The following is a 13,897-nucleotide window of genomic DNA, read 5'->3' as shown; positions in this document are numbered from 1 at the left end:
AAACTCATCTGAGTTACTGCGATTTTCTTACTCGTAAGTACCATTCAGAGAGCAGACGGACCTGTTTCTCTGTGTAACCGCGCTCAGTCATACGATCCACAAAGTCTTGATGTTTCTGCTGCTCATCAGCTGAGCCTTTAGTGCTGAATGAGATAACCGGTAACAAATCTTCTGTATTGGAGAACATTTTTTTCTCTATCACAGTGCGCAGTTTCTCGTAACTGCTCCAGGTCGGATTTTTACCGTCATTATTGGCTCTAGCTCTAAGCACAAAATTAACCACTTCGTTACGGAAATCTTTTGGATTACTGATACCGGCTGGTTTTTCAATTTTTTCAAGTTCTTCGTTAAGCGCTGCCCGGTCAAGAATTTCACCGGTTTCCGGCGCTCTGAAATCCTGATCCTGGATCCAGAAGTCGGCGTAGGTGACATAACGGTCAAAAACATTCTGGCCGTATTCGCTGTAGGATTCTAGGTAAGCGGTCTGAATTTCCTTGCCGATAAAGTCAACATAGCGGGGGGCGATATGCTCTTTAATAAAGGCCAGGTATTTCTCCTGTAATTCAGTCTGAAACTGCTCCTGTTCTATCTGCTGCTCAAGTACATATAACAAGTGTACCGGGTTGGCTGCAACTTCAGCGGGATCGAAATTAAATACTTTAGACAGAATTTTAAAAGCAAAGCGTGTCGACAGGCCGCTCATGCCTTCGTCAACACCGGCAGTATCTTTATACTCTTGTATTGATTTCGCCTTAGGATCTGTATCTTTGAGGTTCTGACCGTCATAAACTTTCATTTTAGAATAGAGGTTGGAATTTTCCGGTTCTTTAAGACGTGACAGAATGGCAAATTTGGCAAGCATTTTAAGTGTGTCCGGCGCACAGTGTGCTGAGTACAGCGAACTGTTTTCCAGTAGTTTTTCATAGATTTTGACTTCTTCTGATATCTGCAGGCAGTAAGGAACTTTTACGATATATACCCGGTCGATAAAGGCTTCATTGTTTTTGTTATTTTTGAAAGTCTGCCATTCAGATTCATTAGAGTGGGCAAGCACCATGCCGTCAAAAGGAATCGCGCTTAACCCCTCGGTACTGTTGTAGTTACTTTCCTGGGTAGCGGTAAGCAGAGGGTGCAGTACTTTAATCGGCGCTTTGAACATTTCGACGAATTCCATCAGGCCTTGATTGGAACGGCAGAGACCGCCTGAGAAGCTGTAGGCATCGGGGTCGTTCTGCGGAAATTCTTCAAGCTGGCGAATATCGACTTTACCAACTAGGGATGAGATATCCTGATTATTCTCGTCACCTGGTTCTGTTTTTGAAATTGCAATCTGGTTAAGAATTGACGGGTAAACTTTAACCACTCTAAATTTGCTGATATCGCCGTTATATTCTTGTAAACGCTTGGCCGCCCAGGGAGACATAATGGTGCTGACATATCGTTTGGCAATACCGAACTCTTCTTTGAGCAATGGCCCATCCTGGTCCGGATCAAATAATCCAAGCGGAGACTCAAATACCGGGGAGCCTTTTATACAGTAAATCGGCTGTTTTTCCATCAGTGCTTTTAGTTTTTCAGCTAATGATGACTTACCGCCGCCGACCGGGCCGAGTAGATAGACAATCTGTTTTTTCTCCTCTAATCCCTGGGCCGCGTGTTTAAAGAATGAAACGATATTTTCAATACATTCTTCCATTCCGTAGAAGTCTTTAAAGGTGGAATAGCGTTTGATCACTTTGTTGGAAAAAATGCGGCTTAAACGCGGATCGCGTGAAGTATCTATTAGTTCAGGCTCTCCAATCGCCGCCAGCATACGTTCTGCTGCAGAGGCATAAGCGCCGGGATCTTTTCTGCACAGAGCCAGATACTCATGAATTGACATTTCTTCTTCTTTGACAGTTTCGTAACGCTGGCGGTAGTGATCAAAAATACTCATAGTTTACCCCTGGACCTATTAACCATGGGAGTGACTGAAACCCCCTGATTTTTCTACTGTTGAATTTTTCTCAGTCGCAGCACCCGTAAGCAGACGATAGCATGTATCGATATTTTGTTAGTCTAAGTTAAGAATAGTCAAAATTTTGAAGGAGTTACGTTATTTTGTAAAATAAATCAGAATTGTCGACATGGTCACTTGTTACTGTGATTTATTATTTATGTTGAAGCTGTGACTTTGATTTGGAGTGTAGAGTAAGAAAACAGCTGTGCACGCCTGCTTATAGTGGATACTCAGCTGCCGATGAAATATTGATATTTTGAAAATTAAATTATTCTGCCGGCGGTTTTTGTAAGATAAAAATTTTTTAGAAAAAATATTAGTGTGTTTTATATTTACAAGTATTTTACTGCTAAAAACGAGAGATAGATAAAACCTGTTTGTTGGACAGACATTCTAAGTTCTCTGTAAATAAGTAAAAAAGAGCGTAGTTAAATGTTTTTTTTTATTAAATAACCATGGGGTCAGCAGTGATTCTGGGGTAAACTTTGCTCACATTTTTGACCAGCCATTATTAGGAAATATTAGTGAACATTGACGTCGCGATCCTGTTATCAAAAAACGATATTTTGCTATTGTTTGTTGTTTTAACATTAGGGTTATTAGTCGCGAAATTACATATCGGAAGCTTCCAGATCGGAAGTTCGATCGGTGTATTGTTAGCCGCCATTTTTATCGGCCATCTTGGTTATTCATTTACTCCCGAAGCTTTAAATATTGGTTTTATGCTGTTTATTTTTTGTGTCGGCATAGAGGCCGGGCCCAATTTTTTCGGTATTTTTCTGCGTGACGGTAAACACTATCTGCTGCTTGTTTTAGTGGTGCTGATTTCAGCTGTCGGGCTGACATTTATGACCAGCCACTATTTAAACCTGGATTACGGTTTATCGACCGGTATGATGGCCGGTTCACTGACCGCAACACCTGTTTTAGTCGGTGCAAAAGATGCCATAAACTCCGGTTTAGTGCAGCTTCCAGAGGGAGTCAGCTACAAGAAGGTCATTGATAACCTGAGTGTCGGTTATGCGCTTTCTTATCTGATAGGCTTAACCAGCTTAATTATTTTTGCGCGTTTACTGCCTAAATTACAGAAACAGAACCTGCAGGACTGTGCTCAGCAGATTGCCAAAGAACGCGGTATAGGCGGTGCGGGAAAACGTAAAGTGTACTTACCTATTATTCGTGCTTATCGTGTTGATTCGGAACTTATTGACTGGACGGACGGCAAAAATTTACGCGAACTGGGTATTCACCGTAAAACCGGCTGCCATATTGAACGTATCCGTCGTAATGGTATTTTAGCAAATCCTGATGGTAATTATATACTGCAGCAGGGTGATGAAATAGCACTGGTAGGCTATCCAGACAGCCATGCTAGATTAGATCCGAGCTTTAGAAACGGTAAAGAAGTTTTTGATCGTGATCTGCTGGATTTACGAATTGTTGAAGAAGAGATCGTCGTTAAGAATGATAACATTGCCGATAAGCGCCTTTCTGAGCTTAACCTTTCACAGTACGGCTGTTTTTTAAACAGGGTGGTGCGCGCGCAGATCGAGATGCCTATAGAGCATGATATTATGCTTTCTAAAGGTGATATTTTACAAGTCAGCGGGGAGAAAAGCCGGGTTCACTCCCTGGCGAACAAAATTGGTTTTATTTCCATTCATAGTCAAGTCTCTGATTTACTCGCTTTTTGTAGTTTTTTTATCTTTGGTCTGATGTTCGGTATGGTAACCATGAGTTTTGGTCACCTTACGTTTGGACTCGGCAGCGCGGTTGGTTTGTTAATTTCAGGTATTACCCTGGGCTTTCTACGGGCTAATCACCCGACCTTTGGTTATGTGCCTCAGGGAGCGTTAAATATGATGAAGAACTTAGGTTTGCTGGTCTTTATGGTGGGCATAGGTTTAAGCGCAGGCAGTAATGTATTTGAATTTTTCGCTGAGTCAGGTTTTAAAATACTGGCAGCCGCTATGATTGTCAGTATTATCCCTGTGTTTTTAGCTTATCTGTTCGGGGCATATCTGCTTAATATGAACCGTGCGCTGCTGGTTGGTGCAATTATTGGTGCCCGTACCTGCGCACCTGCTATGGATATTGTTAATGATCATACCCGCAGCAGTATTCCTGCATTAGGTTATGCTGGAACCTATGCAATTGCGAATGTATTAATGACTGTCGCTGGTACCGTCATGATCCTGTTATCTTAAGGTTTTCTTTAAAAAGTGCGGTCTGGATTATAGCATCGGTCTAGACCAGCCTTTCAGGTGCTATAAAAGCTAGCTCCCAATTTTTTAACACAATCCTTAACACGCGACTAAATCATTGAATATCTTCCTGATCTAACTTATGGTGTAATAGTTATTGGCTTATGGGGCAAGGAGCTTTTATGAATATCTTCACTCGGCCGCAGAGCCCATTGTTATTTATTTTACTGATGCTTTCTTTCCCTGGCTACACCCGTGATTTTACTATTATCGCCAGCCCGCAGGCCCCGCATAAATTCAGTGAAGAGGGGGTAGTTAAGGGGATTGATGTTGAAGTTATCTCTCATGTAATGCGTCGCCTTGATATTAAATATAAAATTAGACTGATTAAATCAGCTGCCCGAATCATTCAGGAAGCCAAGTCAGGGAGAGCTGATATGGTGCTGCTTTTCTCCAGGAAAGAATCGCGTATGGATTATCTGATCTATCCGAATGAATCTTATATCGATATCAGCTGGAATTTTTTTATTCTTAAAGAAAACTCAGGCTCAATAACGTATGAAACGTTTAATGATTTAAAAGGGTTAAAAGTAGGGATTACCAATGATATTTCCTATACACCGGAATTTATCAGTTCAGGGCTTACTTTTGATGATGTCTCCCAGAATTATCTGCAGATCAAGAAACTGCTTGGAAAACGCATCGATATTGTTCCTCTTAATACCATCAGCACACTGTATGAGGCAAAAAAGCAGGGATACAGCCACAGATTAGCTTATCTGCCAAAGCCGCTTAAATCTAAACCTTATTACAATGTCTTTCCTATTGCATCGCAGCACCCGGATAAGCAGAGGGTGATGGAAGAATATGATCAGGTTATTCGGGATCTTAAAGAAGAACAAATTATTGCCGGAATATTAAATAAATACTTAACGGAGTGAGTGTTTTAACCTCTGCGTGGTCTGCATTACTTAACTGTTCAAATCTGTCTCCTAAATTGTTTTAGTAAACTTAGCCGGCCTTTAGGTAAACAGGCGCGTGTGCTTTATATACCCAAGCTGCTTGAAAATGCAGGAATCAGCAAGTCGAGAGGTGACTAGATTCAAGGCATAAAGCCGCAGGTCTAGTATTCTACACCAAGGCGTTATAACGCTGAAGATGGTTGACTCTCGTCTTGCCCTGTGGGAGCCTGGCTCGAAAGCCAGCACGGCGTTACAATATTTGAAAAGGGAATAACCATTCTCTGCATATTGTGCCTTGTTCTGACTTCCGAGCTAAGCTCTGAGTCTGCATATTTAAATAGTTTGGGTATAATACCTGCAAAAAAGGAAATATTATTATGTCAAATGCAGATACCCTGGTCATATTAGATTTTGAAACAACCGGGTTGTCTCCCGATATGGGGGATCGCGCCATAGAAATTGGAGCGGTGCTGATTGAAAACGGGCAGGTAACAGAACGTTTTCAAGAATTAATGAACCCCGGCATACCTGTCAGCGGATTTATTGAAGGTTTTACCGGTATTAGTAATGCCATGCTTAAAGATGCGCCGCCATGTGCGGAGGTTATGCATCGATTTGCTGATTTTATTGCAGGGCATAACCTGGCGGCTCATAACGCGTCATTTGATAAACGCTTTCTGGATGCTGAATTAAAACGTATATCAAGGAACTATTCCGGGCAGTTTGTCTGCTCAATGCTGCTGGCGCGAAGACTTTTTCAAAATGCACCGAATCATAAATTAGCAACATTAGTCGAGTATACCAATGCCCAAGCTGATGATGCACTTTTTCACCGTGCTTTATATGACTCTGAAATGACAGCTAAAGTATGGCAGGCAATGCTGGATGATATTTATCAGCGTTATGCTATTAAAAACATATCTTTTGAACTGCTCTATAAGTTAACTAAAACCCCCGCTAAATCAGTCGATAAATTACTCGCTAACTGGAAGTAACTGTAGGAAGGCTGGAAGCAATACAACTTCCTGCCTTAATGCTTTGGGTAAGTTACTTTTTATAAACCTCACGGCCGCTGACCACTGCGGCTGCTATATTTCGATCATCACCGAGCATCATTAGCGCAAATAATTTTTCGGCAAGCAGTGTCAGTTCACTTTGATTGTGCTCTTCAATGGTATTCATACGCAGTGTTTGAAGCGGCGTCGCTTTCCAGTCTAGAACAATAAAGTCGGCTTCATAACCGGGTGCTAAGCTGCCTATTTTATCGTCTAAATAAAGCGCTTTTGCGCCGCCTAAGGTTGCCTGGTAAAAACCTTCAAAAGCAGAAAGGGCCATGATTTTATCTCTGCCGTTCTGCTGTAACAACACCACTTTATAGGCTTCATTAAGTGTCTGCAGCATAGAAAAACTGGTACCTGCACCGACGTCTGTGCCCATGCCGATGCGTACCGGACGTGACTGCTGTTTTGCTTCACGAAGCTTAAATAAGCCGCTGCCTAGAAATAGATTTGAGGTCGGGCAGAATGCAATGGCAGCGCCGTGATCATGAAGTTCCTGAAAATCAGTTTCATTAAGGTGGATACCGTGGGCAAAGACACTGCGCTGTCCGGTTAATCCTGCCTGGCTGTATACATCTAAATAACTTGCCGCTTCCGGAAATAGTGATTTAACCCATTTTATTTCGCCTAAGTTTTCAGATAGGTGGGTGTGCATATACACGGTAGGGTACTGTGTTTTTAATTTTCCGGCTAAATTTAACTGTTCATCTGTTGAGGTCGGAGCGAAACGTGGTGTAATACTGTATAGTGCCCGGCCTTTTTCATGCCATTTTTCAATTAAGGTTTTACTCTCCTGATAACTGCTTTGCGCTGTATCTGTTAAATAATCCGGGGCATTACGATCCATCATGACTTTACCGGCGATCATTCGCATATTTAACAGCTCAGACTGTTCAAACAATGCATTGACTGATTCAGGGTGAACACTGCCGAATACAAGCGCGGTTGTTGTACCGTTGCTGAGAAGCTGGTCAATAAAAGTTTCTGCCATTTTGTCGGCATAGTTTTTATCGGCATATTTTTTTTCTGTAGGGAAAGTATATTTATTAAGCCACTGTAATAACTGTTCGCCGTAAGCACCGATCATTTCGGCTTGGGGGAAATGGATATGGGTATCAATAAAGCCGGGCATAATAAGTTTACCCTGATAACTTTGATTGATTTTGATGCTTTCACCTTTCGCACCTAATTTTTTAATTAGCTGCTGATAGTCGCCGACATCACTTACTTTACCGTTTTTAATAATTAATAAACCATCAGAATAATAGCGAACAGCATCTGTGATGGATGCTGTGGTACTAGGATCTTCGACAAAATATAAAATTTCGGCCCGATAAGCGCCATTTTCCGCTGTTGCTAAAAATCCGGGCTGTTTATAATTAAATTGTGCCGCACCGACAGTAAAGCTGAGGAGCATCAGCAGGCAGCCTGAAAGTCTTGTTGTTATTTGATTCATTATGGTTTCCTTATTATTTTAATTAAAGCAAAATCTATATGGCATTTTTTGTGCCAGTTGTTTAGATATTGTATTTAAAGGGATGATAGATAACGCATTCAAATAATTGACTTTATTTAGTGTGTTTTATGGTTGTGAAGGTGCAGACATGGATCCTGATGGTGCATGTTTAATTCTATTTTTGTATTTGGCTGCATCCGGAAGGAAGTCAAATTTTGGACGTTATTAATTAAGATTTAACAGCCGCTGCATTTTGCGGATTAAGCCAGATCAAAATATCTGCCCGGTAATCCATTGGTTTTGATTGCGCCTCTGCTTGACTGCTCTCTATAAATGTAGCCTGCTTCGATTTGGAATCTGGCTGTCTGGCCTCTATAAACTTAATCTTTTTTAATGAAACGAAGTAACTTTGTGAACCGAACTGGAATGTATTTTGTTCATTAAGTTTAAGCTCAATACTCTCCTCATTGACAGAGAAATACAGTTTTTTATTTTTAAGCTGCAGATGTGCCATGTATTGACCGCTGCCGGTGTTTAATGCAAAACTATGTTGTGCGTTGGCCGCATAAAAGAATATTAAATCCCCCCGCCCGTTATTAACCTGACGGAACAGCATTGGTCCGGTTGGTGTATAAGCCGTGTATACATGTTTGCTGCATTCTTTACAAACGGGCACAGCAACATCTTTCCCCCAGTCGCTAATTAAACGCTGCGAGAAATATAAACCGCCGTTATTAAAAGTAAACTGATTATTTGATTGAAATTTTTTAGCCGGACCGCAGGCGAACAGTAAAATTAGACTGAAAAATAACTGCAGTTGTATTCTCACTGTACATTCCTTTGATGTTTTTTGGGGGATTAATCTGCCACTGTATAAATGATAGACCTGCCTTTACGGATGTGTGAAAGCTGTTGATATTTTTTTATTTTTTGTTATTTTGCTCAAAAATAAAACAAGGGTGATTACATTTTATTAAAAAAAAATAGATACGGGATTGGAGTAAATCATTGAACAGTGAACTAGCTGTTTTTTATTGGTATAAACGATTAAATATACGCCGGCTGCCGGCGTTCTTAGACTGCCTGTCATTCTTACTGATGAACTGTTTTTCTCAAGTTACGGACTTTTTTGACTAAATTCTTTTGTTTTAACTTTTTCGATCTAAGTGCAATATCCTCAAGTTTTAACTGGCCTTCACCTCTGCTTATTCTCTTTTCTGTGTTTAGCAGGGGGCCTTTTTTTGCCTGTAACGGACGAACTACTGCTTTATGTAACATAATAATTAAGACTCGCTGGAAATAGGAAGAAAGCAGCGGTGGGGCACCGCTGCTGCTTGAAGATAATATGCCTTTGTTAGGGGAAGACAGGCGCTTTAGCCGTTAAATAACTGGAAGATAATCAGTGTAATAAGCAGCGGACAGATATATCTTACATAAATAGGCCAGATCCGCCAGAACAGCCTGCTGCTGTCTACATCCTGCTGTTCCTGGATCTCTTGTAAGAGGTTGTTACGCTTCCATACCCAGCCTAAATAGACAGCAATTCCTAAGGCGACAAGCGGCTGTGCACGTTCAGTGGTTATGGTGATCATAAAGCCGAACAGAGTGTCGAAGTTCAACACCACAATTAACGATAAGAAAATAATAAGTGCGCCGATAAAGCCGGCCGCCTTGTTACGCTCCATGCTTGTTTTTTCCATTAAATAGCTGGTGGGTACTTCAACAATTGATATCGCAGAAGTTAGTCCGGCAATCGTCATTAATACAAAGAATACAAATGCTAAAATATACTGCAGGCTGCCGTCTAATGTAGCGAATAGTGCCGGCAAGACAGTAAATACCAAAGTATCTGAATTCAGCAGGCCGCCGGACTCATTGAAGATCTGTACGCCGTTATGCTGTGCAACGTACATTGCCGGAATAATCATCAGGGCAGCCAGTAAGGCGACGCTGCTGTCCGTCAAAGTAACATAAGCGGTTAATTTGGCAATGTTCTCTTTTTTCCCCAGGTAAGCACCGTAAACCATCATAGCAGCAGTACCTATGGTCAATGAAAAGAAGGTTTGCCCTAGTGCACCGATCAGTACGTCAGCTTCCCAGATACGGGAAAAATCAGGGACTAATAATACTTTAAGCCCCTGCATTGCACCGGGCAGGGTAAGTATATAGACCACGCCTAATACTAGAATAAGCAGCAGGAGCGGCATTAAGCGTTTCGACCATTTTTCTATGCCTTCCTGCACTCCCTGACGTATTACCCAGATCACCATTAGAATGAAGATAGTGGTAAATATTAAATTACGAGATAATGAGAAGTCCGTTAACCAGGCTGAGGCTTGTGAAAACCCAAAGGCACCGGCAACAGGGGCTGCTGCAAAACTAACAAACCAGCCGGATAATATACTGTAGAAAGTGCAGATCAGCGTCGCGGTGATAATAGAGGTAAAACCGATTAACTTACCGATTTTTTTACTTATCGGTGTATTACCTATTTTAGCCATAGCATCAGCTGGATTAGTCTGTCCGTGTCGACCAATCATTAGTTCTGCAATCAGCATCGGATAGCCTAAAATGACAATAAGTACTAAATATACGAGCAGGAATGCACCGCCGCCGTGGGTGGCCGCCTGTGTCGGGAATCCCCAGATATTACCTACGCCGACAGCTGAACCGGCAGCCGCCATAATAAAACCGATGCGTGAACTAAAATGATTTGAATCTGTACTGCTCATGTGTGCTCTCTATGATTTTTTGAGAGACGCATAATAGACCTTTATTTTCTCGGGTCAATGACGGGTTATCGCGCAGAATGTTATCTATTTACTTGTTTGTGTTGGATTTTTGTTAACCCGGGCTGTTTTATTCCGTTTTTTTGTTGTTACCCGGGTTTTTGTTGTTTTGTTGGTTTATGAAAAGGTAAATACGCAAGAATATTGCGCCGCTATAATATGAAAATTATTTTCTATTCGCTTTAAGGCAGAGGAATGCTGGTATGATTCTTAACCTGTTTGAGCACGAAACAGGAGTGCACAGCACCGATATTAGGAAGACTGGTCAGCTTATCCAGTAAAAATTCTCTAAATCTATTCATATCCTTTACCAGTACTTTCAGCTGGTAATCGGCATCACTGCCGGTAAGTAAGCAGCATTCTAATACTTCATCATAGCTGCAGACTTTTGCTTCAAATGTTTCAATAATTTCCGGAGTATGTTTTTCCAGACATACCTGAACATAGGCCGCAAGTGACAGGTTAAAATGCTCTGGTGATAACAAAGTGGCATAACCGGTAATAAAGCCTGACTCTTCGAGAGCTTTTACGCGGCGTGAACAGGGAGAAGGGGATAATCCGACCTGATCGGCGAGATCCTGGTTTGAAAGTTTTCCCTTACTTTGCAGTAGTTTTAAAATGGCTAAATCGGTTTTATCGAGTTGCAGCTCTGCCATGGTGTGGTTCTCATTTAATAGCAAAACGCGGATAATAACATAGATGCAGAGCTGGATCACAGGTAATGGTCAAGCACTTAGTAAAATAATATCATAGCAGCCAGGCCGCTGGTTCAGCTATTTACTCGCCCGCTAAATTGTTTTTTTTAAATAAAAGCTGCATGGGGGAGCATCGGTGAAAATGAGACTTTGCTGCTGTCCACTGGATTATCAACAAAGTCTCATTGGTAACGGGTATATATTTTGGTTATAACGACTCAGCATCTTAAAATGCAGCGGAAAAAACTGCGTTTTACTTTATGCTTAGGTCTTATTGATTGATACACAATCGGGTAACCGTAACTTAACAGCATGATATCACTACTCATATTACTCTCCTTGGGGTACTGAAAAACTCAGCAGCAGGTAAAGTAATGGAAATAACGTGCCAGTGTTAAATTATTAACAAAATCAATTTGTTACTGTTTTGTTGTTGTTTTGCCTAGGGATGTCTTCACCAATATGGATTATTTACTCACTAAAAAATGGCATTTATTATATCTTTGGCGGGACGATATCGGCAGGCCGGTTTCTTTTGTTTTTACTGCTTTTTCAATGTAGAGCTGTACGGCGCTTGTTACTCTGTGATGGTTTTAGGAAAAACCATACTGAACTGACTGCCGAAGCCTTCTTGGCTGGTGCATTTAATCGTACTCTGTAAATGTTATTTTTTACCCACACTTTTCTGTAGTTTTTAGCCGACTAAAATCGCTGTATAGTAATAAGAGTAGGGCGCAATAGAACAAAATCATCTAACTTTGAACTGAAATTCTAATTAAGAATTATTCGTTTTTGCCGATAAGGTCTAAGTACGTTCCAGTATTAAATACGTTGTATTTGGAGGAAATCATGAGAATTGGAATGCCAAGTTTTCAACCCGCGGCACTATTTAATAAGCTGCTGCAGAGCGAGGGGAAAAATGAAATATCGCAGCAGAGTAATGTTCATTATATTGAAAAGAAAAGTTTTGCAGTTAATATCATGCACGGAAAATTAGCCTCCTCTTTAGGCATACCAGAGCAGTCAGCACAACAGGATAAATCTGCTTTTGATTTTGAAAAAGCAGCTGAGAATGTATTGAGCTTCGTGACAGAGGCGATCACCAAGGCTAAAGAAAACGGTGCAGATGATAAAACCTTAAAAGGTATGCTCCATGATGCTAAAAAAGGGATAAAAACGGGGTTTGCTGAGGCTAAAAGTGAGCTTAAAGATGCCGGGTTAATGACCAAAGAGATAAAAAATGGAATCCACGAAGCAAAACATTTAATTAAAGATGGTTTAAAAGATTTTTCTAAGGAGCTGTTTAAACCGCAGGAAGGCGCTGTTAATGGTATGACAAATTACCGGGAAGCTGAGCGTTATAATTTAACTAATGATGCATCGTTTAGTATTACGACTAATGAAGGCGATCAGATTAATATTACATTTAATGCGGACTATCTGCAGCAGAGTGCGGCAGTATTAAAATTTGATGAAAACTCTATGGATTACGCGCAGTCGAATTATGAATCATTTAATTATGCGTTTTCTTTTGAGGTAAACGGCGAATTAAATGAAGATGAACAGGCTGCTGTGAATGAGTTGATGGGCAGCCTGCAGAATGTCAGTGACCTGTTTTTTGAAGGTGATCTGGAAGATGCTTTTGATGAAGCACTCAATGTTGGAATGGATACCAGCCAGCTGGCCGCCTTTTCGATGAACCTGCAGAGCACGGAAACCTATGCCGCTGTAAAAGAATATCAGCAGGTGCTTCCCGGCAAAGAGATTGCCGATCAGCTCCAGCCTTTAAATAATGAGTTAACAGATGCTTATGAAACAGCAAAACCGTTAGCGCTTGAAGAGCAGTTAGCCGGCTTGTTAGAGTGGTTGAATCAGGAAGAGCCGGAAGTTAATAAGCTGATTGAATATAGTCAGGCGTTGTTTGAACAGTTAGCACAGCTTGATAAATTATCATCTACAGAAAGTTTAGCGGATATTGAAAACGCCGCGGATACTGCAGACGAGGTTGTATAACATAGTTCTGCAAAGCACTCGTTCCCATGCTCTGTGTGGGAACGAGGCTACAGCAGGAATTGTTCCGGTAAATTTTAAGTACAAAAAAGCCCGTAGCGAAGTACAGGCTTAAAAACAAATTTTGACTAAGTCAGTTCTCCTATTATTAATAAAGAGGAGAGATAAGAGCAGTTAGGTCTAGTACTTTATTTCTTGGGTTTACAGCACCCGATTTCGTTGTATCACGAAATGTTTTCTTTCAGGCACAAAAAAGCCCGTACCGAAGCACAGGCTTAAAACAAATTTTGACTAAGTCAGTTCTCCTATTATTAATAAAGAGGAGAGATAAGAGCAGTTAGGTCTAGTACTTTGTTTGAGTAACTGAATTAGTTGTTGTACTAAGATACAGAATTTAACTGTACGAATTTGTACTGTGACGTGGTTTAATTGATTCGACTAACCCAGTTAAGACATAATTGATTTAACTGGAGATTGAAATGAAAACACGTAAAACCTATTCAAAAGAGTTCAAACTTGATGCCATTGCGCTGGTAAGAGAGCAAAATTACAATATTGCAGAAGCAGCTAGAAACTTAGAGATTACTCCTCAGATTCTGGGCCGTTGGATAAAAGAGGCAGAAAATGATGATGGCCATGCATTTAGAGGAAACGGTAAACTAACTCCAGAGCAGGACGAGATCCGTAAGTTAAAAGCACAAGTAAAACGCTTGGAAATGGAGCG

10 protein-coding genes are annotated in these 13,897 nt (G+C 41.0%); 5 read left to right on the top strand and 5 right to left on the bottom strand.

Features of this window, described 5'->3' with window-relative positions:
* Window positions 1-13 precede the first annotated feature (13 nt).
* Entirely contained in the window at window positions 14-1,936 is a 1,923-nt protein-coding gene (locus G327_RS0115325) for a PrkA family serine protein kinase (protein ID WP_019615680.1), read from the bottom strand.
* Between the two features lie 587 nt (window positions 1,937-2,523).
* On the opposite strand from G327_RS0115325, the gene G327_RS0115320 reads away from it, so the two are divergent.
* The 3 genes from G327_RS0115320 to G327_RS0115310 all read left to right on the top strand — a co-directional run bounded on the left by G327_RS0115320 (window position 2,524) and on the right by G327_RS0115310 (window position 6,160).
* Window positions 2,524-4,206, top strand: a complete 1,683-nt coding sequence (locus G327_RS0115320) for an aspartate:alanine antiporter (RefSeq protein ID WP_019615679.1) — start codon at window positions 2,524-2,526, stop codon at window positions 4,204-4,206.
* A gap of 179 nt (window positions 4,207-4,385) precedes the next feature.
* The gene (locus G327_RS0115315) at window positions 4,386-5,144 is read left to right on the top strand and encodes a substrate-binding periplasmic protein (RefSeq protein WP_019615678.1); all 759 of its coding nucleotides are present in this window, start codon (window positions 4,386-4,388) and stop codon (window positions 5,142-5,144) included.
* A gap of 398 nt (window positions 5,145-5,542) precedes the next feature.
* Window positions 5,543-6,160, top strand: a complete 618-nt coding sequence (locus tag G327_RS0115310; protein WP_019615677.1) for a 3'-5' exonuclease — start codon at window positions 5,543-5,545, stop codon at window positions 6,158-6,160.
* A gap of 52 nt (window positions 6,161-6,212) precedes the next feature.
* Here G327_RS0115310 and guaD read toward each other — a convergent pair whose 3' ends face one another.
* From guaD to G327_RS0115285, 4 genes are all read right to left on the bottom strand, one after another.
* Window positions 6,213-7,679 carry a guanine deaminase gene (gene guaD / locus G327_RS0115305; protein ID WP_019615676.1) on the bottom strand — a complete coding sequence of 489 codons (1,467 nt, stop codon included), beginning with the start codon at window positions 7,677-7,679 and terminating at the stop codon, window positions 6,213-6,215.
* Window positions 7,680-7,908: 229 nt separating this feature from the next.
* The gene (locus G327_RS0115300) at window positions 7,909-8,508 is read right to left on the bottom strand and encodes a hypothetical protein (protein WP_019615675.1); all 600 of its coding nucleotides are present in this window, start codon (window positions 8,506-8,508) and stop codon (window positions 7,909-7,911) included.
* A 544-nt stretch (window positions 8,509-9,052) separates the two neighbouring features.
* Window positions 9,053-10,411 (bottom strand): sodium-dependent transporter, encoded by a 1,359-nt coding sequence (locus tag G327_RS0115290; RefSeq protein WP_019615673.1) that lies wholly within the window; start codon window positions 10,409-10,411, stop codon window positions 9,053-9,055.
* A gap of 239 nt (window positions 10,412-10,650) precedes the next feature.
* Window positions 10,651-11,124, bottom strand: a complete 474-nt coding sequence (locus G327_RS0115285) for an Lrp/AsnC family transcriptional regulator (RefSeq protein WP_019615672.1) — start codon at window positions 11,122-11,124, stop codon at window positions 10,651-10,653.
* A gap of 888 nt (window positions 11,125-12,012) precedes the next feature.
* On the opposite strand from G327_RS0115285, the gene G327_RS0115275 reads away from it, so the two are divergent.
* Both G327_RS0115275 and G327_RS0115270 read left to right on the top strand, forming a co-directional pair.
* Window positions 12,013-13,176: a DUF5610 domain-containing protein gene (locus tag G327_RS0115275; RefSeq protein ID WP_019615670.1), complete on the top strand. Its 1,164-nt coding sequence runs from the start codon at window positions 12,013-12,015 to the stop codon at window positions 13,174-13,176.
* Between the two features lie 476 nt (window positions 13,177-13,652).
* Window positions 13,653-13,897, top strand: a 245-nt coding sequence (locus tag G327_RS0115270; RefSeq protein WP_019615669.1) for a transposase, incomplete at its 3' end; no start/stop codon positions are given.

This window comes from Psychromonas ossibalaenae ATCC BAA-1528 (assembly GCF_000381745.1).
Lineage (GTDB): Bacteria > Pseudomonadota > Gammaproteobacteria > Enterobacterales > Psychromonadaceae > Psychromonas > Psychromonas ossibalaenae.
Note: the sequence above shows the minus strand (reverse complement) of the source record. Positions and strands in the feature narration are given on the sequence as shown.